Raw genomic sequence first — 26,112 nt, 5'->3', positions numbered from 1 at the left:
GTACAAGCTCACATGTTTTTGCTTAAACGCCTGCTGCGCTGGCTGCTTGTGTTATTGGTGCTGGTGCCGCTGGCACTGACGCTGCTGTATCGCTTTGTGCCGGTCCCGGTCACGCCGCTGATGGTGATTCGGCTGTTTGAAGGAGAAAGCCTGCAAAAAGACTGGCAGCCCGGCCCGCGCATTTCCAGCCAGCTGAAAATGGCGGTCATTGCTGCCGAAGACAACAAGTTCTGCAAACACAGCGGCTTTGACTGGGACGCCTTTGGCGATGTGCTGACCGAAGCCGCCGAGGGCGGCCGGCTGCGGGGCGGCAGCACCATCACCATGCAAACGGCCAAGAATCTGTATCTGTGGCCTGGCCGCAGCTACACCCGCAAGGCTCTGGAAGCGGTTTATACCCCCATGCTGGAGTTGCTGTTGCCCAAAGAGCGTATTCTGACGCTTTATCTGAATATTGCCGAATTTGGTCCGGGCATTTATGGTGCCGAGGCGGCTGCTCAGGCTTATTTCAATACCCCGGCAGCCAGCCTCAATCGCCGTCAGGCCACCCTGCTTGCCGCCGTGCTGCCTAATCCCCGGCAGTTTTCTGCTGCCCGCCCGTCAGCGTATGTCAATCAGCGGGCCGCCGCCATTTCCCGCCGTGTTAATGGTCTGGGAGGCTGGCTCACTTGCATAAACCGGTAATAAAACCGGACTTGGTCATGAAACTGTCATATTCTGGCAACACAGTGGTTCAGGTACCGGCAACACCGGTTTAAGGAGAGGCAATGCAAAAAAATAATCTTATCTGCGATATCGACGGCGTTATTCTGCACAACAACGATTTAATTCCCGGTGCCGATGCCTTTGTGCGCCGGGTGCTGGAGCAGGATATGAACCTGCTGTTTTTAACCAACTATCCGGCACAGACTCCCAAAGATTTGCAGAACCGGTTTTATTCTGCCGGCATCGAAGTGCCCGAAGACTGCTTTTATACATCCGCCATGGCCACCGCCGACTTTCTTAAGCGCCAGAGCGGTCAGAAAGCCTACGTGATTGGCGAAGGCGCGCTGATCCATGAGCTGTATAAAGCCGGCTTTACCATTACCGATATTGATCCGGATTTTGTGGTAGTGGGCGAAACCCGCAACTACAACTGGAGCATGATTCAGATGGCGGCCCGCTTTGTGGCCAACGGTGCCCGCTTTATTGCTACCAATCCCGACACCCACGGCCCGCAGATGCATCCGGCCTGTGGTGCCCTGTGTGCCCCCATTGAGCGCATGACCGGCAAGAAACCGTTTTATGTGGGTAAGCCCAGCGCCTGGATCATTCGTGCCGCCCTTAATCATATGGACGCACACTCAGAAAACACCCTGATAGTCGGTGATAATTTGCGCACCGATATTCTGGCCGGTTTTCAGGCCGGGCTGGAAACCATTCTGGTACTGACCGGCGTCAGCCAGGTGGCCGACATTGATAAAATGCCGTTCCGGCCGCAGCATATTTACAGCTCGGTGCACGACATCGATCTGTTCTGACAAAAATACCTGAAAGTGGCGAGCTTTGTTGACAACACACGGGCCAAACGCCCACTATAATGCCACTTCAGGAGCTAATTAAAACCGATAAGAATTACATGGATCCCATTTTTATTGCTGTTGCCTTTGGCTGCGGTCTGGCTGTTTATTTGATTGGACTGCCGCCGCTGATTGGCTTTCTTGCCGCGGGCTTTGTACTGAATGCCATGGGCTTTGAGCCCAACGCCACTCTCGATACCCTCGCCAATCTGGGGGTTACCCTGCTGCTGTTCAGCATCGGGCTCAAGCTCGATATTAAAACCCTGCTGCGCAAGGAAGTGTGGGGCACCGCCTGCGGTCATATCGTTTCTTCTACCCTGCTGTTTACCCTGGTACTGCTGGCCATCAAGACCCTGGGCTTTGCCCTGGCGCAGGAGCTGCAATGGCAACAGGCCATGCTGATGGCCTTTGCGCTGAGTTTTTCCAGTACGGTATTTGCCGTAAAAGTGCTGGAAGAGCGCAGCGACATGAACACCTTCTATGGCGTGGTGGCCATTGGCGTGCTGGTGATGCAGGACTTGTTTGCTGTCGCTTTTCTCAGCATTTCTGCCGGCAAGGTACCCAGCCCCTGGGCACTGAGTTTGCTGGTGCTGCTGCCGCTGTTGCGGCCGGTTTTCTTTCGTATTCTGGAGCGGGCCGGTCATGGCGAGCTGCAAACCCTGTTTGCGGTATTTCTGGCGCTGGTAGTGGGTTACGGCGGTTTTCAGCTGGTGGGGCTCAAGGGTGACCTGGGCGCGCTGGTTATCGGCATGATGCTGGCGTCACACTACAGCGCGCCCGATCTGGCCAAGTCCTTCTTTAATATGAAAGAACTGTTTCTGGTGGCGTTTTTCCTGAACATTGGCCTAAACGGCATGCCCACCATGGATGCGCTGTGGATAGCGCTGATTTTATTGCTGGTGCTGCCACTGAAGAGCCTGCTGTATTACCAACTGTACAAACGCTGTTTTTTGCGTCCCCGTACCGCCCTGCTGGCCACCATGAGCCTGAGCAACTATTCCGAATTTGGTCTGATTGTAGCGGCACTGGCTGCCCAGCAGGGCATGCTCAGTAACGACTGGGTCATTGTGGCCTCTATCGCTCTGGCCGTTTCCTTTGTGGCCTCGGCCCCGCTTAATGCGAATAACGAAAATATTTACCGTCGCCTGATGCACAGGCTTTCACCCCGGGATCCGAACCGTCTGCACCCGGATGACATGCCCATTCATCTGGGGGATGCCAATATTTTGATTGTAGGCATGGGCCGCATTGGTCAGGGTGCCTATATGGAGCTGGAAAGTGTTAATTCAGGCCGCAAGCTGGTAGGAATAGATTCTGACGAGAAGAAAATTCCGCTGCTGAAAGAGCTGAATATTAATGTGATAAAGGGTGATGCATCCGACTCCGACTTCTGGGACAAGGCCAACATTGGTACCGAGCTGGAATATATCTTTCTGGCCATGCCCAACCATGCCGGTAACCTCTATGCGCTGGAGCAAATACGCCATGCCAACTTCAGTGGCCGGGTGGCCGCCATTATTCGCTATCCGGAAGAAGGCGCCCAGCTGCGTGAGCTGGGGGCCGATGAGGTGTTTAATATTTATGAAGAAGCAGGCAGCGGTTTTGCCCGCCATGTAATAGAACACGCGGGCTAGTGCCCGCCTTCTTCCTTGTCGTAGGGATATTTGGCGTGGCCAAAGCGAATGGCCAGCACGGCCAGTGCCAGCACCAGGGCCGCGCCGGCTACGGTGATCAGCCGCCAGTTATCCATGCCTTTCATATCAAGAATAAGATAACGGGCCAGCGCCACTATGGCAATGTAAAGCGGAATACGAATGGGCAGCTTGCCGGAGCGCAGATAGATGGCCACCATGGCCAGCACTTCCAGATAGATGAACATCAGCAGCAGATCTGCCAGGGTCACGGTCCGGTTCTGCCACATGGTGTTCACTTCTATGCCCACCGCCACCACGGTGGCGACCGCCACAATAATCAGGCCTATATGCTGCAGGGCATCCAGCACGCGGCTGCCCAGCATTCGGTTATCGCTCATTGTCTTCTCCCGGTTGTTTCAACATGTGTCCGGCCTTGTTCAGGCTTTGGCTGATCCCTATAATACCCGCTCTTAAATCGCAGCACGCTATAAAACGATAAAGATTTCATGACGTTCGGCAACTTCGGACGGTCCAAGCTCTACAACTCGGAAATCGCAATGATCCCCAATCTTAAACAAGTTTGGCTCTTCAACATCAAGGGAGACGTGCTGGCCGGCCTGGTGGTAGCCCTGGCATTGATCCCGGAAGCCATCGCCTTCTCCATTATTGCCGGCGTCGATCCCAAAATCGGTCTGTATGCCTCATTCAGCATGGCAGTAGTGATTGCCTTTGCCGGAGGCCGGCCGGGCATGATCTCTGCTGCTACCGGTGCCATGGCGCTGCTGATGGTCACCCTGGTGAAAGAGCATGGCCTGCAATACCTGCTGGCCGCCACTCTGTTGTGTGGCTTGTTGCAGATTATTATCGGCTATCTCAAGCTCGGCCAGTTAATGCGCTTTGTGTCCCGCTCTGTGGTCACCGGTTTCGTGAATGCGCTGGCCATTCTGATTTTTATGGCCCAGCTGCCGGAATTGACTAATGTCACCTGGCATGTGTATGCCATGACCGCCGCCGGTCTGGGCATTATCTACCTGCTGCCGCTGGTGCCGGTGGTCGGTAAACTGCTGCCCTCGCCGCTGGTGTGCATTGTGGGCCTGACCCTGGTGGCCATGCTGTTCAATATTGATGTGCGCACCGTGGGCGACATGGGCGAGCTGCCCGATACCCTGCCGGTGTTCCTGTGGCCCGATGTGCCGCTGAACCTGGAGACGCTGGCCATTATTTTCCCCTACTCACTGTCGCTGGCCATTGTGGGCCTGCTGGAGTCGATGATGACCGCCACCATAGTGGATGATCTCACCGACACCAAAAGCGACAAGAACCGCGAGTGTAAAGGTCAGGGCCTGGCCAACATTGCTACCGGTCTGCTGGGTGGCATGGCCGGTTGTGCCATGATCGGCCAATCGGTGATTAACGTAAAATCCGGCGGCCGTGGTCGATTGTCTACTCTGGTGGCCGGTGTGGTGCTGCTTATTCTGGTGGTATTTCTCGGCCCCTGGGTATCACAAATTCCCATGGCGGCGCTGGTGGCGGTGATGATCATGGTGTCCATTGGTACTTTCAGCTGGGCGTCTGTTCGCGATTTGCGCACTCTGCCCAAAAGCAGCAGTCTGGTGATGATTGCTACCGTGGCCGTGGTGGTTTACACCCATAACCTGGCCTGGGGCGTGCTGGTGGGTGTGCTGCTGAGCGCCCTGTTCTTTGCCAACAAGGTCGGCCAGATTCTGTATATCGGCTCGGAAAAAGCCGCCGACGGCACCCGTGAATACAAGGTGGTGGGTCAGGTGTTCTTTACCTCGGCCGAGCAGTTTGTGGCCGCCTTTGACTTCAAGGAAGTGGTCGACCGTGTGCGCATTGACCTGAGCCGCGCTCACTTCTGGGACATTACCGCCATCAGTGCCCTCGACAAGGTGGTGATTACCTTTAAACGGGAAGGCACAGACGTAGAGATAATTGGTCTGAATGAGGCCAGCGCTACGCTGGTGGATCGCTTTGCCGTACATAATGATCCCAAAGCCGTTGAAAAACTGATGGGCCACTAAAGGAGAACAGCATGACCGAACAAGTACTCGCCTGTATCGACGGCTCAAGCCACGCTGAAGCCGTGTGCGACTGGGCCGGCTGGGCGGCGCAGCGCCTGAATGCTCCTCTGACCTTTGTGCATGTTCTCGACAAAGAAACCGGCCCGGTGCAGGGTAATTTAAGCGGCAGCATCGGCCTTGGCAGCCAGGAGCAGCTGCTGGCCGAGCTGGCCGAGCTGGATGCCAGACGCGGCAAGCTGGCCCGGGAGCAGGGACGGCTGATGCTGGACGCCGCCAAAGAGCGGGTAACTGCGCAGGGTGTGAGTAACGCCAGTACGCTGCAACGCCACGGCAGCTTTGTGGAGGCGCTGGCAGAGCTTGAAACCGACACCCGGCTGCTGGTGCTGGGCCGCCAGGGTGAAGCGTCCGGCTCGGCGCTTGCTCACCTGGGCAGCCATGTGGAGCAGGTGATCCGCGCCATGCACAGACCCATACTGGTAACCCTGGGTGAGTTTGCCGCTCCGCAAAAGGTGATGCTGGCCTTTGACGGCAGTGCCACCACCCGCAAGGGCGTGGAAATGCTTGCCGCCAGCCCCCTGTTCAAGGGGATGGAGCTGCATCTGGTGCTGGCCGGTGCCGATACCGACGACAACCGCGCTCAACTGGACTGGGCTCGGCAGTTGCTGGAGCAGGCCGGCATCTGTGCCGTCACTGCCATTGTGCCCGGCGAGGCCGGCAAGGCGCTGACAGGCTATCAGCAGGCACACAGCGTTGATTTGATGATCATGGGTGCCTATGGCCATTCCCGCATTCGGCAGTGGCTGGTGGGCAGTACTACCACCGCCATGATTCAGGATGCACAAGCCCCCCTGCTGATCTTGCGCTGAACGCCGCAGCGCACACAAGAAAAAGGAGCCATAAGGCTCCTTTTTTTACCGCATTACGACTTGCGGCTTTCAGAGACGGCAATAACCCGGCAGTTTTTTACCCTGCCTTTCCAGCATTTTACATTGACGATTGTCTGCACCATCACCCATTTTAAGGGGGACTTCAAACGCAGGCGCAGTTCCGCTGGCGGCGGTGGCAGAAATCGGCACCATGCCAATGGTAAATACAGCAGCAAACAGCAAGGACATGACGGTTTTCATGGTAATTCTCCTGGTAAAGCGCCAAAACCTTTAAGTGAACTCCAGCTTCAGCGGTGCAGTGTTAACACAACGCGATCGAAAGAAAACCTGTCGGCTAGCTAGTTAGACATGATCAGGATCAAATTTATTACGATTTTTTACATCTTATTTTCATCTAAGCAATGTGAACTTAAGGTCATTTTGTTCTGAATCAATAAAAGTGACGGTCTTGGCCAAGCCATCTTTAACCTGCGGCAAACTGTGATACAGTGCGCCCAACAAGCCCCCTACATTCATATTGTGTCAATCACCTTTCTATATCAGGATGAAAAAGATGAGCACCAATGTACTGGCCGGTATCGACGGTTCCAAACACACCGCCTGTGTCAGCGAATATGCGGCCTGGGCTGCCCAGCAACTTTCTGCCTCTCTGGTACTGCTGAACGTTATGCACAAACCAGAGCCTACCCTGCTCTACAACATGAGCGCTGCTGCCAGCCTGAGTGCTCAGGATAAAATTCACGCAGAACTGGCTGATCTCGACAAAAAACGTGCCGAACTCGCCAAGGCCCAGAGCCAGGTTATTCTGGAGCAGGCCAGCCAGCACGTTCAGCAGGCAGGCTATCCCGCTCCGCGTACCATTTCCCGCGAGGGTCGCCTGACCGAGGTGCTGGAGCAATACGATGATTACGCCGATCTGGTGGTGCTGGGCCGGCGCGGCAATAACGAAGATGACAGCCCCGGCCGTCTGGGCGGCCATGTTGAGCATGTTATTCGCACCACCGACAAGCCGCTGCTGCTGACCGACGGTGAATTCAAGGCCCCCGAGCGGGTCATGATCGCCTTTGACGGCAGCGAAACAACACGCAAATGCGTGGAATATATTGCCAGGTCTCCCCTGTTTAAGGGTCTGGAATGCCATGTGGTCATGGTGGCTGGCCCCAACGAGGAAAAACAGGCTCAGCTTGAAGCCGCCCGTCAGCTGCTGGAAGATAACGGCCATCAGGCCACGGCAGCGCTGCTGCAGGGAGAGGTAAAGAAAAATCTGCTGGCCTATCAGGACAGGCAGAACATGGACATGATGGTGATGGGTGCTTACGGCCACTCCCGTATTCGCCTGTGGCTGCTGGGCAGCATCACCAACCTGATGCTGCAGGAATCGCACAAACCCATGCTGATCCTGCGCTGATAACCCCTGAATACAACAACGCCGGGCAATGCCCGGCGTTTTTATTTGATTACACTACGCCCTGCTCGCGCAGATAATCATCGTAGCTGCCGCTGAAGTCACGAATACCGTTCTCGCTCAGCTCCAGAATGCGGGTGGCCAGCGACGACACAAACTCCCGGTCGTGAGACACAAAGATCAGAGTGCCCTGATACATTTCCAGCGCCATGTTCAATGACTCGATAGATTCCATATCCAGGTGGTTGGTGGGCTCGTCCATCACCAGAATATTTGGCTTTTGCATCATCAGCTTGCCAAACAACATGCGGCCCTGCTCACCACCCGACAGCACGCCCACTTTCTTTTTGATATCGTCCTGGCTGAAAAGCAGCCGGCCCAGCACAGAGCGCACTGTCTGTTCGTCGTCTCCTTCCTGCTGCCACTGGCTCATCCATTCAAACACTGTCATCTGAGTGTCGAAGTCGGCAGCATGATCCTGCGCATAATAGCCTATGCTGGCGTTTTCGGACCATTTAATGGTGCCGCTGTCGGGGGTCAGCCCGCCGACCAGGGTTTTCACCAGGGTGGTTTTACCAATGCCGTTGGTACCCAGGATGGCAACCCGCTCTCCCACTTCCACCAGCATGTTCAGGTTTTTGAACAGCGGTGCTTCACCATAGCCCTTGGCCAGGCTGTCTACTTCCAGAATATTGCGGTAGAGCTTCTTGTCCTGCTCAAAGCGAATAAAGGGGTTCTGGCGGCTGGAGGCTTTCACTTCTTCCAGCTTGATCTTGTCGATTTGCTTGGCGCGGGAAGTCGCCTGGCGGGCCTTGGAGGCGTTGGCGCTGAAGCGGGAGACAAAGCTCTGCAGCTCGGCAATCTGGGCCTTTTTCTTGGCGTTATCGGCCAAAAGGCGTTCCCGGGCCTGAGTGGCAGCAAACATGTAATCGTCGTAGTTGCCCGGATAAACTCTGAGTTCACCATAATCCAGATCCGCCATATGAGTACACACACTGTTCAGAAAGTGGCGGTCGTGAGAAATAATGATCATGGTGCTGTTGCGCTCGTTCAGCGCACCTTCCAGCCAGCGAATGGTGTCTATGTCCAGGTTGTTGGTGGGCTCATCAAGCAGCAGCACATCAGGATCGGAAAACAGCGCCTGCGCCAGCAGCACCCGCAGTTTCCAGCCAGGCGCTACTTCACTCATGGGGCCGTTATGCTGCTCCAGCGGAATGCCCACGCCCAGCAGCAGTTCTCCGGCTCGGGCTTCGGCGGTGTAGCCGTCATATTCCGCCACCAGCCCTTCCAGCTCGGCGGCACGCATATAGTCTTCGTCGGTGGCTTCCAGATTGGCGTAGATGCTGTCGCGCTCATGCATGGCCGCCCACAGCTCTACATGACCCATCATCACCACATCCAGCACCCGGTTATTTTCATAGGCGAACTGATCCTGACGCAGTTTGCCGATGCGCTCATTGACATCCAGGCTGACGTTACCGGCACTGGGCTCGAGATCACCGCCCAGAATTTTCATAAAGGTAGACTTGCCGCAACCATTGGCACCGATAAGGCCATAACGGTTGCCGTCGCCGAATTTAACGGAAATATTTTCAAACAGCGGCTTGGCGCCAAACTGCATGGTGATGTTGTTGGTGGAAATCAAAGAAACAGACTCACTATCAATTGAAGAGAAACAGGCAGAATGCCGAAGGCCGCCAAGGATACCGGCGGCCGAGGGAAAGTTCAAAGGCTTGGGCAGAAATTAACCAGATTAACGAGCCACCAGTACATCGCAGGGCGGCGCACTTAAAAAGCTCATGGCCAGGTTACCTACCAGCAAGCGGCTGATACCCTGACGACCATGATAGCCCAGCACCAGCAGCTGAGCATGGGTTTCTTCTACGACCGACAAAATGGTTTTCTTTACCTCACCCGACATAATGCGGGTGCTGATGCGGTGATGATCATCCGTGGCAATAAAATGGGACATTTCTTCCTGCACTTCCTGCTCGATGCGGCTGCGCTGGTGGGCCATCATGCTGTCGGGGTGCATGTTGTCCTGCTGTAACAACCTTAGCAGCATGGGGGGCTCAAATACATGCACCAAAGTGGCATTGGCTTTGGGTGCCAGCATCAGCCCGGAACGCAACGCATGGTGAGAGCTGCGGGAGAAATCGGTAGCTGCCACCAGATGGTGATAGGGCTGAATGCGGCTGGTATTGCACACGACCAGCACTGGCATGGTGCAGCGACGTAACAGCCGCTCTACCGTGGTACCCAAAAACAGCTCTTGTACCGGCTCGTCGTGCTGGCGGCCGGCAATCACCAGATCGGCGTTAAGCTCAGCCGCCTTGCGCGCCAGTGCCTGAGACGGCTTGCCCAGCATAACATGACGCTCCGTGACCGCCGCCTGTGCCGCCGGTAGTTGGTGGATCAGCTGATCAAGTGCCTGGTTTGCGCCCTGCTGCAGCCTCCGGCGCACGGAAATTTCCACCATAGGCTCATACAGCACCATGGCCTCATTAATCACATGCACCAGATGCAAACGGGCATTTAACTGTGCAGCCAGCATGCCGGCCCGTTCGACTACCCTTTCAGCGCCTTCCTGCAGATCAACTGCTGCCAGTAATATCTTCATTTACTTACCCTTTTTTGTTGCATCCCTGCCATGACGGCCGTTGTGGAACAGCTTTCCTTTTTTTCGCATAAAAAGCAACCGATGCAGATAGGTAATGCCGGTTTTGCAGCATCCTTGCTTTGGTTTACAATGCTGCCCCTTCAGCTTTCTTTTATCGGGATAACACGTGTTAACAGCAGAAATTGCCATGCGCTGGCTGGTGGCCGGCCACATAGATCATTATATTTGCGAAAACTGTCATGGCATTCACCTTGCTGAACTGCAAGAACTGGACGGCATTCTGGAAAGCCGGCTGTTTGTAGAGCACGAAGACGCCATTGTTACTACCGAAGTGGAAATTCGTCCCACCGCCCTGCTGATGCTGATGGCAGATCTGGGAAGGCTGAACATGAATTACCCGAGCCTTAAAATCTTTGTGGATATTGTAGATGACAATCTGCCCCGGCTGATTGTGGCCAACTACCTGCATACTCAGGCAGGGATAGAGCAGCATCAGTTTCAGTGGATTATGCAGCAGACCATGATGGCGACTCATCAGCTGACGCAGGAGCTGGGTGATCTGGGCTATCTGATGCAGGATGAACCACAGAAAATGCCGGCAGCTGTGCATTAAGCCGCCACTCTGCGCAGTAAAAAGGCAATCAAACAACAAACGTATAAAAGTACTTGAACCTGCCCGCCGCACCCAGTACATTACGTCCCGTTCCCGAGGGAGCAAAAATTTGGTGAGGTGTCCGAGTGGCTGAAGGAGCACGCCTGGAAAGTGTGTATACGGCAACGTATCGAGAGTTCGAATCTCTCTCTCACCGCCACATTAAAAAACCCGCGCAGCAATGCGCGGGTTTTTGCGTTTACATGCGGTATTTGGCACCATCCATGAATCTACTCTTTCTGACGGGAAATATTTCTCGCTGTTCCCCGCGTTGTTGAAGGTGTAAAAAAGCGCTCCACAGGAGGGTTTGCCATTGACCAGCGCAGTGCACACTAAATGGGTTCTTGACGATATTATTGACGCCATTGCCGGCCCCGGCATGGGTATTTTTCCTGATTTTCTCGACCCCGCCCGGGTAACGGCGCTGCGCGATGACTTTCATCACCTGCCCGACTGGGAATTTACCCCGGCTGGTATCGGTCGCGAGCAGGCCAATCACAACAATGAACATATTCGAACCGACAAAACCCGCTGGCTGGACGGCACCACCGCCCCTCAGCAAGCTTATCTATCATTAATGGCTGATCTGCAGCAGGCGGTTAACCGGCACCTGTTTATGGGGCTAAAAGACTACGAGTGTCATTATGCCCGTTATGATCAGGGTGACTTTTATAAAAAGCACCTGGATGCCTTTAAAGGCCGCAGCAACCGCCGGCTGACCACAGTGCTCTACCTGAACGACGGCTGGCAGCCTGCAGATGGCGGCGAGCTGCTGATCTATGGTGAAAAAAGCAAAGTACCTCTGCACAGCGTAACGCCACATGGCGGCACCCTGGTGTGCTTTTTATCCGAGCGCTTTCCGCACGAGGTATTACCGGCAAACCGCTCCCGGCTCAGTATTGCCGGCTGGTTCAGAGTAGATGATCCCATTGCCCCTGCCCTCAGGCTGTAGCATACCCTGAGCCTGAATTATTCAACCGTTAAAAATAGGACTGTATTTTTAACGATTCAAAACCAGCAAAGGATTTTTGCTGGTTTTTTATAAGTTTTGCTTTCCAGTTCTTCCATCCTTTGCCAATCTCAAAGCAATCGCTTTTTTGGTTAAGGACAACACCATGTGCTCAATATTCGGTATTCTGGAACTAAAATCAGACTCGGCCGCCCTGCGCTCCCGGGCGCTGGAGCTTTCCCGCCTGTTACGCCACCGCGGCCCGGACTGGTCTGGCATTTACAGTAATGATAAAGCCATTCTGGTGCATGAGCGCCTGGCCATCGTCGGTCTGGACAGCGGTGCTCAGCCTCTGCTGAACACGACCGGCACACATGCGCTGGCAGTAAATGGTGAAATCTATAACCACAAAGCGCTGGAAGCCACCCTCACCTGTGACTATAAGCCACAAACCCACTCTGATTGTGAAGTGATCCTCGGCCTCTATCAGGAAAAAGGCCCTGAGTTTCTCGACGATCTCAATGGTATTTTTGCCTTTGTGCTCTACGACGAGGAAAACGACACCTATCTGATTGGCCGCGATCACATGGGTATTATTCCCCTCTACACCGGCCATGATGAAGACGGCAACTTCTATGTGGCGTCCGAGATGAAGGCGCTCACCCCCATCTGCAAAACCATCAGTGAATTCCCTCCGGGCCATCTGCTCTACAGCAAGGAAGGCCAGCTGCGCTGTTATTACCGGCGAGACTGGGAAGATTATGACGCAGTGAAGAACAATACCTCCAGCGTGCCCGAGCTGCGTGAAGCGCTGATGGCGGCGGTGAAGCGTCAGCTGATGTGCGATGTGCCCTATGGCGTGCTGCTCTCGGGCGGGCTCGACTCTTCCATTATCTCGGCCATTGCCAAACGCTATGCCGACAAACGCATTGAAGACGGCGGTAACAGCGACGCCTGGTGGCCCAGGCTGCACTCCTTTGCCATTGGCCTTGAAGGCGCACCGGATCTGATTGCCGCCCGCAAGGTGGCGGATGAACTGGGAACCGTGCACCACGAGTTGCACTACACGGTGCAGGAAGGCCTGGACGCCCTGCGTGACGTGATTTACCACCTGGAAACCTATGATGTCACCACCATTCGCGCCTCCACGCCCATGTATTTAATGGCCCGGCGGATCAAGGCCATGGGCATTAAAATGGTGCTCTCCGGCGAGGGCTCCGACGAGATTTTTGGCGGCTACCTCTATTTTCACAAAGCCCCCGATGCTCAGGCCTTTCACGAAGAAACGGTGCGCAAGCTAAAAGCCCTGCACCAGTTTGACTGCCTGCGTGCCAACAAGTCCATGGCGGCCTGGGGCGTGGAAGCCCGGGTGCCCTTTCTCGACAAGGAATTTATGGACGTGGCCATGCGTCTCAACCCCGCCGACAAAATGTGCGTTAACGGTAAAATGGAAAAGCACATTCTGCGTGAAGCCTTTGAAGACATGCTGCCTCATGAAGTGGCCTGGCGACAGAAGGAGCAATTTTCCGACGGCGTGGGCTACTCCTGGATCGACAGCCTGAAGGCACTGGTAGAAGAACAGGTGACGGATCAGATGATGGCCACGGCAGCATTCCGCTTTGCGATCAACACCCCCACGTCCAAAGAGGCCTATTACTACCGCGCCATTTTTGAAGGCCACTTTCCGCAAGACTCTGCCGCCCAGTGTGTGCCCTGTGGCCCTTCCGTGGCCTGCTCCACGCCTACCGCGCTGGAGTGGGACGAGCAATGGAAAAACATGGCAGATCCATCCGGCCGGGCAGTAAAAGGGGTGCACAGTCAGTCTTATTGAGTAACGCCGTATGTCGCGGTAACTCCGCGACATACATTTATTGCTGCAGCAGCGCCATAAACCGTTTCTCCACCCAGTGTGCCGTGACACCCGGGCTGCTGCCCTGACACCACAGCATGCGCACAGACAACTGCGGCAAGTCCAAAAACGGACAATAAACCTGACACAAGGGCGTATTATGGCTGCCATAAGCAGCAATGTGCGCCGGCAACACCGCCCAGCCAAGCCCGTCCGCCACCATTTCGGCAATGGTATGAAAGTTATCCACGCGCCATACACGCGGGCTGTATACATTTTCTTCAATATCTTCGGAATGCATGACCAGCTGCCGATAACGGGCCAGATCGGTGCGACTGACCTGCTTTTTCTGCAACAGATCATGTCCCTCAGACACAAATAACCCCTGGTTCAGCGCCCCTATATGTCGTTCGTCAAAGCGCTCCCGCAGTGGCTCCCGGTTAAAGTGAAAGCCCAGATCGGCACGCTCCTGATCCACATAGTCAGCTACTTCGGTCGCCGTGCCATTCAGCAGGGTAAGCTCAAGTTCAGGAAAGTGACAGGCAATATCCCGTGCCAGCGTCCTGATGGCCGTACGCGGTAAGACTTCATCCAGTGCCAGCGCCAGCTTGCCGTCGTTACGAGTGGCAAGAGCAAGCGCGCGCTGGTTCAGAGCCTGTGCCTGCCGCAACAGCTCCCGCGCCTCCAGCAGCATGATTTGGCCGGCATCAGTCAGAGTAGCGCGGTGCTTGCTGCGATCAAACAGCACCACGCCCAGGTCGGCTTCCAGCAATCCGAGCGCTGTGCTGACCGCCGATTGTGCCTTGCCCAAATGACGGGCTGCGGCACTGATTGAACCGTGCTCAGCGGTGGCAACAAACTGCCTTAATTGTTCAAGATTCCATTGCATACCGCCAATCTATCAATAAAACAGATAGAGTCAAACTTTGGTTCCGTATTGATTACGGTAACAATGGCGTTATAACGGTGCTTAAAGGAGCAAAGAAAATCATGACAATGACAGGACCATGGATCTTTTTGATGGCTGCCATCGCTGCTGAAGTAGTGGGAGTAGTTACCATGAAAATAGTCTCTGACAGCACTTCCGTGCCGGCATTGCTGTTTATGTACGCCATGATTGGGCTGTCTTTCTACTTTCTGGCGCTGGCTGTTAAGCAAATACCACTGGCCAAAGCCTACGCCACCTGGGAGGCAGCAGGCCTGATCAGCATCACCTTTATCGGCTTTCAGTTTTTCAATGAAAGCCTCAGCTGGACCAAACTGCTTGGACTTACCGTGCTGGTCACTGGCGTGGTATTAACAACTGTAGGGGCCTCCACAAAAAATGTTGCGGGGGATTAAACCATGCAAAACGCCGAACTTATTCATTATGTCTTTATGCTGCTGGCCATTGTGCTGGAAGTGGCGGCCAATATACTCATCAAATATTCTGATGGTTTTCGCAAACGAATGATCGGTACTTTGGGCATCATCAGTATTTTGGCCTCGTTCACGTCTCTGTCGCAGGCAGTTAAGGGCATAGACCTGTCCGTAGCCTATGCCCTGTGGGGCGGCATTGGCATACTACTTACCTCCTCTACTGCCCTGGTGCTATTCAGGCAACGGCTCAACCGTGTGGAATGTTCCGGCGTAGCCGCCATCTTTCTGGGCGTGATACTGCTTAAGCTGGCATAGGAGCACGCTTAAACGTTCACACCCAGAAAACGTTCACGATTCATGAACACGGTAAAATCATGAACACCTCCAAAACAAAAAGCCCCTGCACTGCAGGGGCTTTTGTCATTCAGCTAAACTGGTTTATTCCCACTCGATGGTCGCGGGCGGCTTGCCGGAGATGTCGTATACCACGCGGCTGATGCCGTCGATTTCGTTGATGATGCGGTTGGACACGTGGCCCAGGAAATCGTACGGCAGGTGAGCCCAGTGGGCGGTCATGAAGTCGATGGTTTCCACCGCACGCAGGGAAACAACCCAGTCGTATTTGCGGCCATCGCCCATTACGCCAACGGAGCGTACCGGCAGGAACACGGTAAAGGCCTGGCTTACCTTGTTGTACAAGTCATGCTTGCGCAGCTCTTCAATAAAGATGGCGTCGGCACGGCGCAGCAGGTCGCAGTATTCCTTCTTCACTTCGCCCAGCACGCGCACGCCCAGACCCGGCCCCGGGAAGGGGTGACGGTAGAGCATGTCGTAGGGCAGACCCAGCTCCAGACCTACGCGGCGCACTTCGTCTTTAAACAGTTCGCGCAGCGGCTCAACCAGGCCCATCTTCATGTCGTCGGGCAGACCACCCACGTTGTGGTGAGACTTGATCACGTGGGCCTTGCCGGTGGCAGAGGCGGCAGATTCAATCACATCCGGGTAGATGGTGCCCTGGGCCAGCCACTTGGCGTTCTTGAGCTTTTTAGACTCTTCGTCGAACACTTCCACAAACACCCGGCCAATGGCCTTGCGCTTGGCTTCCGGCTCGTCAATGCCTTTAAGGGCAGACAGGAAGCGTTCTTCAGCGTCGGCCTTGATAATGTTCAGACCAAAGTGGTCACCGAACATTTCCATCACCTGCTCGCCTTCGTTCAGGCGCAGCAGGCCGTTGTCCACAAACACACAGGTGAGCTTGTCGCCAATGGCGCGGTGCACCAGCATGGCCACCACGGAAGAATCTACACCGCCGGACAGACCAAGAATCACTTCGTCGTCGCCAACCTGCTCTTTAATACGGGCCACGGCGTCTTCAATGATGGAAGCCGGGGTCCACAGCGCCTCACATTTACAGATGTCGCGCACAAAGTGCTCCAGCATGCGGGCACCCTGACGAGTGTGAGTTACTTCCGGGTGGAACTGCACACCATAAAAGTGGCGGCTTTCATCGGCCATGGCGGCAAAGGGGCAGCTGCCGGTCTGGGCCACTTTTTCAAAGCCTTCGGGCAGGGCCACTACCTTGTCGCCGTGGCTCATCCACACGTCGAGCAGGGCATTGCCGTTGTCGTCAATGCCGTCTTCAATATTGTTGAACAAGGCGCAATCGGCTACCCGCTGCACCCGGGCGTAACCAAACTCACGCTCGTCAGAGCCGGCCACGGCACCACCCAGCTGGTGCGCCATGGTCTGCATGCCATAGCAAATGCCAAACACCGGCACGCCAGCGTTAAACACGTATTCCGGTGCCCGCGGGCTGTTCTCCTCGGTGACCGACTCCGGCCCCCCGGACAGAATAATACCGTTCGGATTGAAGTCGCGGATCTGCTCCTCGGTCACGTCCCAGGCCCACAGTTCGCAATACACGCCCAGCTCACGCACGCGGCGAGCGATCAGCTGGGTGTATTGTGAGCCAAAGTCGAGGATCAGGATCCGGTTGTCGTGAATGTTCTTGCTCATCGTTTTCCTACTCGTTACAAACACCGCCTGTGGGGGGAGCAGACGGCAATAGAAAAACGGGGAGACCAGCCCCCCGTTCATCGCGTTCCGGGATTAACCCAACCGGTAGTTGGGCGCTTCCTTGGTAATGGTTACATCGTGCACGTGCGATTCCTGAATGCCCGCGCCGGATATCTTAACAAATTCTGCCTTGGTGCGCAGGTCATCTATGGTAGCACTTCCGGTAAGGCCCATGGCACTGCGCAGCCCCCCCATTTGCTGATGAATAATCTCTTTCAGCTTGCCTTTGTAAGGCACCCGGCCTTCAATGCCTTCCGGTACCATTTTATCGGCGGCGTTGTCGCTCTGGAAGTAACGATCGCTGGATCCTTTGCTCATGGCACCCAGCGAGCCCATGCCCCGGTAAGACTTGAACGAACGGCCCTGAAACAGCTCGATTTCACCGGGTGATTCTTCGGTACCGGCAAACATGGAGCCCATCATCACACAGTTGGCACCGGCGGCCAGCGCCTTGGCAATGTCGCCGGAGAAGCGTATGCCACCGTCGGCAATCACCGGCACACCTGTGCCTTTCAGGGCTTCCACCGCGTTGGCCACGGCAGTAATTTGCGGCACACCGCAACCGGTAACAATGCGGGTAGTACAGATGGAGCCCGGGCCAATGCCCACTTTCACCGCACTTGCGCCCGCCTCGGCCAGCGCCAGAGCTCCGGCAGCAGTGGCCACGTTGCCACCCACAATAGCCAGATCAGGGTAAGCGGCGCGGGTTTCACGAATGCGCTGCAGCACACCTTCGGAGTGGCCGTGGGAAGAGTCAATCAGCAGCACGTCGAGGCCGGCGGCCACCAGGGCAGCAATACGCTCTTCGTTGCCAGGGGCCGCTCCCACAGCGGCACCCACGCGCAGGCGGCCCTTATCGTCTTTGCAGGCGTTGGGCTTGCTTTCGGCTTTCTGAAAGTCTTTGGCGCTGATCATGCCGGCCAGACGACCGTTGCTCTCTACCACCAGCACTTTTTCAATGCGGTGCTGCTGCATCAGGGCTTCCACCTGATCCCGGCCCGCACCCACAGGCACAGTCACCAGACGGGCCTTGTTGGTCATCACTTCGCTTACCAGCTTGCTCATGTCCTGCACAAAGCGCACATCGCGGCCGGTGATAATGCCCACCAGCTCGCCATCAGCGGCTACCACCGGATAGCCGGCAAAGCCGTTCTGCAGTGTGAATTCGCGCACATCAGCAATGGTCATATCGGGGGTCACGGTTACCGGATCGGACACCATGCCGCTCTCGAACTTCTTGACCTTGCGCACCTGAGCGGCCTGGGCCTCAATGGACATGTTCTTGTGAATAAAACCAATGCCGCCTTCCTGCGCCATGGCAATGGCAAGATCGGCTTCGGTGACGGTGTCCATGGCAGCAGACACAATAGGGATGTTAAGATTGATCTCCCGGGTCAGCCGGGTGCGAAGGTCAGCGGTGTTGGGCAACACGGTGGAGTGAGCTGGGACCAGCAGTACATCATCAAAGGTCAGGGCGTCTTGGGCAATCCTAAGCATCGCAATATTCACCATAGGTTGGGGGGTAAAAATATTGCCAAAGAATTTTAGGCACTCGGCCCTCTCGGGTAAAGCGATTTTTTGTTATTTTGGCTTATTAGCCGAAAAAACCTCCCCAACCGGGTTTATTTTCAAATAAAAATACTCAACAGAGGCCATTTTGCAGCAGGAAAAATTAACCAACATCTACACCGTCAGCCGGCTTGCCCGTCATGCCCGCCTGCTGCTGGAAGGCGACATGGGAGCCGTGTGGCTGACCGGTGAAATCTCCAACCTGGCCATGCCAGCCTCGGGCCACTGGTATTTTTCCCTGAAAGACAACCAGTCCCAGCTGCGCTGTGCCATGTTCCGGGGCAACAACCGCAGTGTGGGCTTTCGGCCTAAAAACGGCGATCAGGTGCTTATCTTCGGTAAAGTGACGCTTTATGAGCCAAGAGGCGACTTTCAGCTGGTGGCGCAAACAATGGCACCGGCAGGGGAAGGCCTGCTCAAGCAACAATTTGAAGCCCTGAAACAGGCGCTGGCCGCCGAGGGCCTGTTTGCCGCCGAACGCAAGCGACCGCTGCCGGCCCACCCGGCCCGCATTGGCATTATCAGCTCCCCCACCGGGGCCGCGGTGCACGACATTCTCACCGTGCTGGCCCGCCGGGCATCGCAGCTGGAAGTGATCCTCTACCCAAGCTCGGTGCAGGGTGAAAGCGCCGTGCCCCAGCTTATTCATGCGCTTGCAGAGGCCAACCGGCGCAACGAGACCGATTTGCTGCTGCTGGCCCGGGGCGGCGGCTCGCTGGAAGACTTATGGTGCTTTAACGACGAACGCCTGGTGCGTGCCATTGCTGCCTCACGCCTGCCGGTGGTGAGCGCCGTGGGCCACGAGGTGGACGTGAGCCTGAGTGATCTGGTGGCCGATCTGCGCGCCCCTACTCCATCCGCCGCCGCCGAACTGGTCAGTGCAGACAGCAGCGTGCAACGCCGCCAGTGGCAACAACAGGGCCAGCGCCTTGAGCAGGCCATGCAGCGCTGGCTTGCCGACCGGCATAATCAACTGGGCCAGTTACAGCAACGGCTGCAACGCCAGCACCCCAGTCAGCGCCTGCAGCAGCAAAGCCAGCAGCTCGATCAGCTGCACCTGCGGCTGGAGCGCGCCATAAGCCGGCGGCTGGAGCAGGCTCAGCAGCGAGCCGGCCAGGCAGCATTACGGCTGGCACACCAGCATCCGGGCCAGCGTCTGGTGCACAGCAAAGACCGGCTGCACACGCTGGAGCAACGGCTGCACGGCGCACTGAACATAAGGCTGAACCACTTTGAGCACAAACTGGCACTGGCCGGCTCCCGGCTGCACGCCATGAGCCCCCTGGCCACCCTCTCCCGCGGCTACAGCATTACCCTGCACAATAATAAAGTGCTCACCCATACCGGCCAGATAAAGGAAAATGACGTTATCAGCACCCGGCTGGCCAATGGCGAAGTGGTAAGCCGGGTAATATCAACCCGCTAACGAACACCGCGGCATTCACGCCGCGGTTTGCTACCAGCACAACCGTCAGCCGGCTTTGGCTTTTTTGCTTTGCTGCGGGCACCACCAGTTCATGAGTGGCCCCAGCTTTGGCAAACAGTAAACACTATCTGAATTTTTATGAGAAAAGATGCCGCGAGCTTTTTACTTCTTTTATTTTTGTCACTTTGGTGAACGACCGTATCTTATCCAGCACCAGGTCCACTTCTCTCGGATTACAGAACAGTGGGTTATGGCGACAAGGCACCGGTCACCTTTGCCGGTCGCCTGGTGGGTCTGATATGGATGTTTGCCGGCATGATCATGGTGGCCAGCTTTACCGCCGCCATTACCTCGTCACTCACCGTCAATAATCTGCGTACCGGTATTCAGGGAGTGAGTGACCTGCCCGGCAAGGTGGTGGCCACCATTAACGACACCGCCAGCCAGCGTTATCTGGAAGAAGAACGCATTCGTTATCAGACTTATCCAAACCTGACCGCGGCCATGGAGTCGGTGCTGAACGGCGAGACCGATGCCATTGTGTATGACCGCGCTTTGCTGCAATACCGCAATCTGCAGCTGGGCCAGCAAAAACTGACAGTGTTGCCCGGCGTGTTTGCCCAGCAGCTGTATGCCCTGGCCCTGCCCGACGGCAGCCCGCTGCGCGCGCCGATTTCGGAGCAGGTGCTGAGAGTGACCGAAGCGGATAATTGGGCGGATGTGCGCGCTTCTTATCTGGGCAAGGAGTAAGACCAAGCAGATTAAACACTTGTTCCTTGAGTGTCTGGGAGAGTAAAAAAGGCTGCGCAAGCAGCCTTTTTTGTTGTCAGCGCACCGGCACCAGGCCGGTGTCGGCTGGCAGCTCATCATGGCGGTGTGGCTGCTGCAGCCGGTAATGAGCAATCATCTGTTCCAGCACCTTGCACTCTTCCACCAGTTGCAGGCTGGCGGTGGCGGCGGCTTCTGCCTGAGACAGAGTATCGCCCGATGCATCCCGCACCCGGGTAATGTTGCGGCTCACCTCGGAGCAAACGGCACTTTGTTCGTCGGCCGAAGCAGACACCTGAGCATTGAGTTCATTAATGCGCGCCACCTGGTCAATAATGGCCTGCAGCGAGTCCATGGCGTCCTGAGTGCGCGCCACACTGTCGGCGGCCTGGCCTTCTGCTTTTTCAATGGCCTGCACTGCATCCTTGGCCTCGTTCTGCAACAGCCGAATCATGCCGGTAATTTCTTCTGCCGACTGCTGCGTGCGCAGTGCCAGGGTGCGTACTTCATCGGCCACCACCGCAAAGCCCCGGCCCGACTCCCCTGCCCTGGCCGCTTCAATAGCGGCATTCAGTGCCAGCAGATTGGTCTGCTCGGCAATACCCTTGATCATGTCGAGCACCTTGTCGACCTGATCACAGCGGCCGTCCAGCTCGCGTATTACTTTGTCGATACGGTTTATCTCGCCGTTTAACAGCTGTATGCCTTCCACCGCTACCCGGGCCTGATCGTTGGCGGTTAATGCAAAAGCGTGGCTCTGCTCCGAGGTTTCTGCAGTCAGGCGGGCATTTTCCCGCACTTCCCGGGCAGAGGCTTCCATTTCATTAATGGCAGTGGCAATCAGGGCCGTTTCGCTGTCTTGCGCCTTTACCGAGCTGTCGGTTTGCTGGGCGGTGTGCTGAATGTCACCGGCGGCATTATGAATATGCCCGGTCACACGGCGCACTTCTGTCAGGCTGCTCTGAAAGCTGCTCAGCAGGCCGTTAACTGCCTTGGTCAGGCCGCCCAGCTCGTCATTGCCCATGGGCTCAAGACGAACAGACAGATCCCGCTCGGCAGCCACCCGCTGTACCCGCTGGCTGATATTGAGAATGGGCCGCTTGAGGTAATGGTTTTGTACCAGCCAGAGCACAATAAAGGCCACCAGAAACACGCCAATCAGCACAGCCGCCAGACGCAGGTTATTGCGCTGGATCTGGCTGAAGGTGTCACTCAGATCATAACTGATGCGCACCGCGCCCATGACGGTGCCTTCAGGCACCTGATGACATTGCAGACAGGCGGTGCCGCGATATTCCTTGTAGGCTTTGAACGGCTTGATCAGTGTCAGGTTGGGAATGTCGTCTTCCAGGTGCATTTCCAGCACGGTTTCACCCTGCTCAATGGCACGCCGATCCAGATCATCCTGAATGGCCTGATCCGGTGCGCCCGGGCCAAATAGTTTGGTCACCGCCGCTGCACGGATCACCCGTGCCTGCTCTATGCCTTTTTCTTCCTGAATTTTGCTTTGCACCAGACCGCGCTGATGAATGGCCCCGTTTACCATCAGCACATTAAGCTGATCCATATAGAGGTTGGCAGTGGTGTCAATTTTCTCTTCGGCCAGATGCAGGGCCAGACCGCGTTGCAGCTGAGTGGAAATGCCATAACAGAGGGCAAAGACCAACACAAAAATCACCAGCAGCGGTAAAAATATTTTCCAGTTGAGAGACAGATTGCGCATTCCTTGTGGGCCTCTGAATGAGTCCGAAAGAAGACCATTCTAGAGTAATAACGCGGTAAAGAAATGTCATTCGCTGCTGTCGTTGATCTGGATCAAGTTCGAGCAGAGGTCACGTCCTGCGCCGGCTGAGCCATGAGCACTATACTTAAGGGACTGTGATAGAAAGCGGCTCCCTCCCCTTTTCAAGGGGAGGGTCAGGGTGGGGTTGTTTTAGTCATTAAAAAAGGAGCCTTGCGGCTCCTTTCTTCTTCCAGCTTTCAGCTCTACGTTACCAGCCGGTCACTTCCCGCAGGGCGGAGCCGATGTCGGCCAGGGAGCGTACGGTTTTCACGCCGGCGTCCTGCAGAGCGGCAAATTTCTCGTCTGCAGTGCCCTTACCACCGGAGATGATGGCACCGGCATGGCCCATGCGTTTGCCCGGAGGCGCAGTCACACCAGCGATGTAGGATACCACCGGCTTGGTGACGTTTTCCTTGATGAAGGCAGCCGCTTCTTCTTCAGCGGTACCACCGATTTCACCAATCATCACAATGGCTTCGGTTTCCGGATCGTCCTGGAACAGCTTCAGAATATCAATGAAGTTGGAGCCGGGAATGGGGTCACCGCCAATACCGATGCAGCTGGACTGACCAAAGCCTTCGTCTGTGGTCTGCTTCACCGCTTCATAGGTCAGGGTGCCGGAGCGAGACACGATGCCCACCTTGCCCTTCTTGTGAATATGACCGGGCATAATGCCGATCTTGCACTCGTCGGGAGTGATCACGCCCGGGCAGTTGGGTCCAATCATGCGCACACCGGTTTCATCCAGCTTTACTTTTACGTCCAGCATGTCGAGGGTAGGAATGCCCTCAGTGATGGTCACGATCAGCTCAATGCCGGCGTCGATGGCTTCCAGAATGGCGTCTTTACAGAACGGAGCCGGCACATAAATCACGGTGGCGGTAGCACCGGTGGCTTCTACCGCTTCACGTACCGTGTTGAACACCGGCAGGCCCAGATGAGTTGTGCCGCCCTTGCCCGGAGACACGCCACCCACCATTTGGGTGCCGTATTCAATGGCTTGCTCAGAGTGAAAGGTACCCTGGCCGCCGGTGAAGCCCTGGCAGATAACCTTGGTGTCTTTGTTGATCAGAATGCTCATGCTGTTATTTCCCCTTGGCGGCGTTAACGACCTGAACGGCAGCGTCGGTCAGGCTGGTGGCGGCGATGATGTTAAGGCCGGATTCATCCAGCTTGGCAGTGCCGGCTTCGGCATTGTTGCCTTCCAGACGAACCACCACGGGCACTTTTACGCCCACTTCTTTCACCGCACCGATAATGCCTTCGGCAATCATGTCACAGCGCACAATGCCGCCGAAAATGTTTACCAGCACCGCTTTTACATTGCTGTCGGAGAGAATAATCTTGAACGCTTCGGTCACCCGCTCCTTGGTGGCACCACCGCCCACATCCAGGAAGTTGGCGGGAGAGCCGCCGTGCAGGTTAACGATGTCCATGGTGCCCATGGCCAGACCGGCACCGTTCACCATGCAGCCGATGTTGCCATCCAGCGCCACATAGTTCAGCTCCCACTTGGCTGCGTGGGCTTCGCGGGCATCGTCCTGAGACGGATCGTGCATGTCGCGCAGCTTGGGTTGACGGTACATGGCGTTGGAGTCAATGTTGATCTTGCCGTCCAGGCAATGCAGGTTGCCTTCACTGGTGATCACCAGGGGGTTGATTTCGAGCAGGGCGAAATCATAGTCCAGGAACATTTGTCCCAGACCGAGAAAAATTTTGGTGAACTGCTTAATCTGGTCGCCTTTCAGGCCCAGTTTAAATGCCAGTTCACGCCCCTGATAGGCCTGCGGACCCACCAGCGGATCAATGGCAGCTTTGTGAATGAGTTCAGGAGTCTCTTCCGCCACCTTTTCAATCTCAACACCACCTTCAGTGGATGCCATGAACACTACACGACGGGTCGCACGATCTACTACCGCGCCCAGGTAAAGTTCCTTGTCGATGTCGGTACACGACTCCACCAGAATTTTGGCCACCGGCTGACCATTGGCATCAGTCTGGTAAGTTACCAGATTTTTGCCCAGCCAGTTTTCGGCGAATTCCCGGATTTCTTCCTTGGTTTTGGCAAGCTTGACGCCGCCGGCTTTACCACGGCCACCTGCGTGGACCTGACACTTTACTACCCACATGTCACCGCCAATTTTACTGGCCGCTTCTACCGCTTCCTGCGGGTTATCACATGCGTAGCCTTCGGATACGGGCAGACCGTATTCGGCGAACAGCTGTTTTGCCTGATATTCATGCAAATTCATGTTGTGTTTCCGTTGTTGTAGGGTTCAGGGCATGGGGCGGGATCGGGCCCGCCCTCTTGTTATTGTTGGCTTATACGTCCAGCAGCAGACGAGTCGGATCTTCCAGCAGCTCCTTGATGGAGACCAGGAAGCTGACCGATTCGCGGCCGTCGATCAAACGGTGATCGTAAGACAGCGCCAGGTACATCATGGGCAAAATTTCTACTTTGCCGTCTACCGCCATGGGTCTGTCCTGGATTTTGTGCATACCCAGAATAGCGCTCTGCGGCGGGTTGATGATGGGGGTAGACATCAGGGAGCCGAACACGCCGCCATTGGTGATGGTGAAGTTACCGCCAGACAGCTCGTCCACGGTCAGCTTGCCGTCACGGCCCTTGATGGCCAGCTCTTTGATGCCCTTCTCGATGTCGGCCAGGCTCAGGCGATCGCAGTCGCGCAGCACCGGGGTGACCAGACCACGGGGGGTGGATACGGCAATGCTGACATCAAAGAAGTTGTGATAAACAATATCTTCGCCGTCGATGGAGGCGTTGACTTCCGGGAAACGCTTGAGCGATTCCACCACCGCCTTCACATAGAAGGACATAAAGCCCAGGCGAATGCCGTGACGCTTCTCGAAAATGTCCTGATACTGCTTGCGCAGCTCCATGATCGGCTTCATGTTGACTTCGTTGAAGGTGGTCAGCATGGCGGTGGTGTTTTTCGCTTCCAGCAGACGCTCGGCCACGCGCTTGCGCAGACGGGTCATGGGCACGCGCTTTTCATCACGCTCGTCGGGGCGAACCAGCTCCAGATCCTGGGTCTTGGCCGCGGCCGGCTTGTCGGCGGTTTTGGCCTTGCCACCGTCCTTGATAACAGCTTCCACGTCTTCCTTGGTAATGCGCCCGCCCTTGCCGGAGCCGGAGACCTTGCTCACGTCAATATTGTGCTCGGCAACCAGCCGGCGAACTGCCGGGCTCAGATCGTCGTTTTCTGCTTTGGCGTCGGCTTTGGCATCCTCGCTGGAAGCCGGCTTTTCTTTGGTTTCTTCACCGGCCACGGCACCTTTTTTCAGCTTGCCAATGACCTGCTGACCCAGCACGGTAGCACCGGCGTCCTCAACAATGGATTCCAGCACGCCGGCTTCCGGTGCCGGCACTTCCAGCACTACCTTGTCGGTTTCAATATCGACGATCACTTCGTCGCGCTCTACGCGATCGCCGGGCTGTTTGTGCCAGGTGGCGATGGTGGCGTCGGCAACGGATTCTGGGAGGTCGGGAACCTTGATTTCGATGCTCATCAA

24 protein-coding genes and 1 tRNA gene are annotated in these 26,112 nt (G+C 55.9%); 14 read left to right on the top strand and 11 right to left on the bottom strand.

Going from position 1 to position 26,112, the window contains the following annotated elements; genetic code table 11:
* Positions 1-12: 12 nt before the first annotated feature.
* From mtgA to R0I78_RS12305, 3 genes are all read left to right on the top strand, one after another.
* Complete coding sequence (gene mtgA / locus R0I78_RS12315; RefSeq protein WP_317075526.1) at positions 13-684, top strand: monofunctional biosynthetic peptidoglycan transglycosylase; 672 nt, start codon at positions 13-15, stop codon at positions 682-684.
* Between the two features lie 83 nt (positions 685-767).
* Positions 768-1,520, top strand: a complete 753-nt coding sequence (locus R0I78_RS12310) for an HAD-IIA family hydrolase (protein ID WP_317075525.1) — start codon at positions 768-770, stop codon at positions 1,518-1,520.
* Between the two features lie 98 nt (positions 1,521-1,618).
* Positions 1,619-3,193: a cation:proton antiporter family protein gene (locus R0I78_RS12305; RefSeq protein WP_317075524.1), complete on the top strand. Its 1,575-nt coding sequence runs from the start codon at positions 1,619-1,621 to the stop codon at positions 3,191-3,193.
* Here R0I78_RS12305 and R0I78_RS12300 read toward each other — a convergent pair.
* Positions 3,190-3,591 carry a phosphate-starvation-inducible protein PsiE gene (locus tag R0I78_RS12300; RefSeq protein ID WP_019933824.1) on the bottom strand — a complete coding sequence of 134 codons (402 nt, stop codon included), beginning with the start codon at positions 3,589-3,591 and terminating at the stop codon, positions 3,190-3,192. The two genes, R0I78_RS12305 and R0I78_RS12300, sit on opposite strands and share 4 nt — an antisense overlap.
* A gap of 159 nt (positions 3,592-3,750) precedes the next feature.
* Between R0I78_RS12300 and R0I78_RS12295 the strand changes: the two genes are divergently transcribed.
* Together R0I78_RS12295 and R0I78_RS12290 are read left to right on the top strand one after the other, a co-directional pair.
* Complete coding sequence (locus R0I78_RS12295; RefSeq protein WP_317075523.1) at positions 3,751-5,235, top strand: SulP family inorganic anion transporter; 1,485 nt, start codon at positions 3,751-3,753, stop codon at positions 5,233-5,235.
* Between the two features lie 11 nt (positions 5,236-5,246).
* Positions 5,247-6,101 (top strand): universal stress protein, encoded by an 855-nt coding sequence (locus R0I78_RS12290; protein ID WP_317075522.1) that lies wholly within the window; start codon positions 5,247-5,249, stop codon positions 6,099-6,101.
* Between the two features lie 69 nt (positions 6,102-6,170).
* Here the strand turns inward: R0I78_RS12290 and R0I78_RS12285 are convergent, their stop codons facing one another.
* Complete coding sequence (locus tag R0I78_RS12285) at positions 6,171-6,362, bottom strand: hypothetical protein (protein ID WP_019933827.1); 192 nt, start codon at positions 6,360-6,362, stop codon at positions 6,171-6,173.
* 313 nt (positions 6,363-6,675) lie between these two features.
* On the opposite strand from R0I78_RS12285, the gene R0I78_RS12280 reads away from it, so the two are divergent.
* Positions 6,676-7,530, top strand: coding sequence for a universal stress protein (locus tag R0I78_RS12280; protein ID WP_317075521.1), 855 nt, complete (start codon positions 6,676-6,678; stop codon positions 7,528-7,530).
* Positions 7,531-7,579: 49 nt separating this feature from the next.
* Here R0I78_RS12280 and R0I78_RS12275 read toward each other — a convergent pair whose 3' ends face one another.
* Both R0I78_RS12275 and R0I78_RS12270 read right to left on the bottom strand, forming a co-directional pair.
* Complete coding sequence (locus R0I78_RS12275; protein ID WP_317075520.1) at positions 7,580-9,172, bottom strand: ABC-F family ATPase; 1,593 nt, start codon at positions 9,170-9,172, stop codon at positions 7,580-7,582.
* A 108-nt stretch (positions 9,173-9,280) separates the two neighbouring features.
* Complete coding sequence (locus R0I78_RS12270) at positions 9,281-10,147, bottom strand: universal stress protein (RefSeq protein ID WP_317075519.1); 867 nt, start codon at positions 10,145-10,147, stop codon at positions 9,281-9,283.
* Between the two features lie 187 nt (positions 10,148-10,334).
* On the opposite strand from R0I78_RS12270, the gene R0I78_RS12265 reads away from it, so the two are divergent.
* From R0I78_RS12265 to asnB, 4 genes are all read left to right on the top strand, one after another.
* A complete protein-coding gene (locus R0I78_RS12265; protein WP_019933832.1) occupies positions 10,335-10,760 on the top strand; it encodes a YbjN domain-containing protein in 426 nt (141 codons plus the stop codon).
* Between the two features lie 111 nt (positions 10,761-10,871).
* Positions 10,872-10,959, top strand: a tRNA-Ser gene (locus tag R0I78_RS12260).
* A 219-nt stretch (positions 10,960-11,178) separates the two neighbouring features.
* Positions 11,179-11,751, top strand: a complete 573-nt coding sequence (locus R0I78_RS12255; protein ID WP_410506585.1) for a 2OG-Fe(II) oxygenase — start codon at positions 11,179-11,181, stop codon at positions 11,749-11,751.
* Positions 11,752-11,914: 163 nt separating this feature from the next.
* A complete protein-coding gene (asnB, locus tag R0I78_RS12250; protein WP_317075517.1) occupies positions 11,915-13,579 on the top strand; it encodes an asparagine synthase B in 1,665 nt (554 codons plus the stop codon).
* Positions 13,580-13,616: 37 nt separating this feature from the next.
* Here the strand turns inward: asnB and R0I78_RS12245 are convergent, their stop codons facing one another.
* Positions 13,617-14,486 (bottom strand): LysR family transcriptional regulator, encoded by an 870-nt coding sequence (locus R0I78_RS12245; RefSeq protein WP_317075516.1) that lies wholly within the window; start codon positions 14,484-14,486, stop codon positions 13,617-13,619.
* On the opposite strand from R0I78_RS12245, the gene R0I78_RS12240 reads away from it, so the two are divergent.
* Entirely contained in the window at positions 14,429-14,938 is a 510-nt protein-coding gene (locus tag R0I78_RS12240) for a multidrug efflux SMR transporter (protein WP_317075515.1), read from the top strand. The two genes, R0I78_RS12245 and R0I78_RS12240, sit on opposite strands and share 58 nt — an antisense overlap.
* Positions 14,939-14,941: 3 nt before the next feature.
* Positions 14,942-15,271 carry a multidrug/spermidine efflux SMR transporter subunit MdtI gene (gene mdtI, locus R0I78_RS12235; protein ID WP_317075514.1) on the top strand — a complete coding sequence of 110 codons (330 nt, stop codon included), beginning with the start codon at positions 14,942-14,944 and terminating at the stop codon, positions 15,269-15,271.
* Positions 15,272-15,394: 123 nt separating this feature from the next.
* Here mdtI and guaA read toward each other — a convergent pair whose 3' ends face one another.
* Positions 15,395-16,972, bottom strand: coding sequence for a glutamine-hydrolyzing GMP synthase (gene guaA, locus R0I78_RS12230; protein WP_019933907.1), 1,578 nt, complete (start codon positions 16,970-16,972; stop codon positions 15,395-15,397).
* 93 nt (positions 16,973-17,065) lie between these two features.
* A complete protein-coding gene (gene guaB / locus R0I78_RS12225) occupies positions 17,066-18,529 on the bottom strand; it encodes an IMP dehydrogenase (protein WP_317075513.1) in 1,464 nt (487 codons plus the stop codon).
* A 160-nt stretch (positions 18,530-18,689) separates the two neighbouring features.
* Here guaB and xseA point away from each other — a divergent pair, with 160 nt between their 5' ends.
* Together xseA and R0I78_RS12215 are read left to right on the top strand one after the other, a co-directional pair.
* Complete coding sequence (xseA, locus tag R0I78_RS12220) at positions 18,690-20,027, top strand: exodeoxyribonuclease VII large subunit (protein WP_317075512.1); 1,338 nt, start codon at positions 18,690-18,692, stop codon at positions 20,025-20,027.
* Positions 20,028-20,270: 243 nt separating this feature from the next.
* Positions 20,271-20,777, top strand: a complete 507-nt coding sequence (locus R0I78_RS12215) for an ion channel (RefSeq protein WP_317075511.1) — start codon at positions 20,271-20,273, stop codon at positions 20,775-20,777.
* Between the two features lie 76 nt (positions 20,778-20,853).
* Here R0I78_RS12215 and R0I78_RS12210 read toward each other — a convergent pair whose 3' ends face one another.
* The 4 genes from R0I78_RS12210 to odhB form a co-directional block, all read right to left on the bottom strand.
* Positions 20,854-22,518, bottom strand: coding sequence for a methyl-accepting chemotaxis protein (locus R0I78_RS12210; RefSeq protein ID WP_317075510.1), 1,665 nt, complete (start codon positions 22,516-22,518; stop codon positions 20,854-20,856).
* Between the two features lie 268 nt (positions 22,519-22,786).
* Positions 22,787-23,659 carry a succinate--CoA ligase subunit alpha gene (gene sucD / locus R0I78_RS12205; protein WP_019935514.1) on the bottom strand — a complete coding sequence of 291 codons (873 nt, stop codon included), beginning with the start codon at positions 23,657-23,659 and terminating at the stop codon, positions 22,787-22,789.
* A gap of 4 nt (positions 23,660-23,663) precedes the next feature.
* On the bottom strand, positions 23,664-24,830 hold the full coding sequence (sucC, locus tag R0I78_RS12200) for an ADP-forming succinate--CoA ligase subunit beta (protein WP_019935513.1): 1,167 nt from the start codon (positions 24,828-24,830) through the stop codon (positions 23,664-23,666).
* 70 nt (positions 24,831-24,900) lie between these two features.
* The gene (gene odhB, locus R0I78_RS12195; RefSeq protein WP_019935512.1) at positions 24,901-26,109 is read right to left on the bottom strand and encodes a 2-oxoglutarate dehydrogenase complex dihydrolipoyllysine-residue succinyltransferase; all 1,209 of its coding nucleotides are present in this window, start codon (positions 26,107-26,109) and stop codon (positions 24,901-24,903) included.
* Positions 26,110-26,112: the final 3 nt, after the last annotated feature.

The sequence above is a fragment of the Oceanimonas sp. CAM02 genome (assembly GCF_032842915.1).
In the GTDB taxonomy this organism is placed as follows: domain Bacteria; phylum Pseudomonadota; class Gammaproteobacteria; order Enterobacterales; family Aeromonadaceae; genus Oceanimonas; species Oceanimonas smirnovii.
Note: the sequence above shows the minus strand (reverse complement) of the source record. Positions and strands in the feature narration are given on the sequence as shown.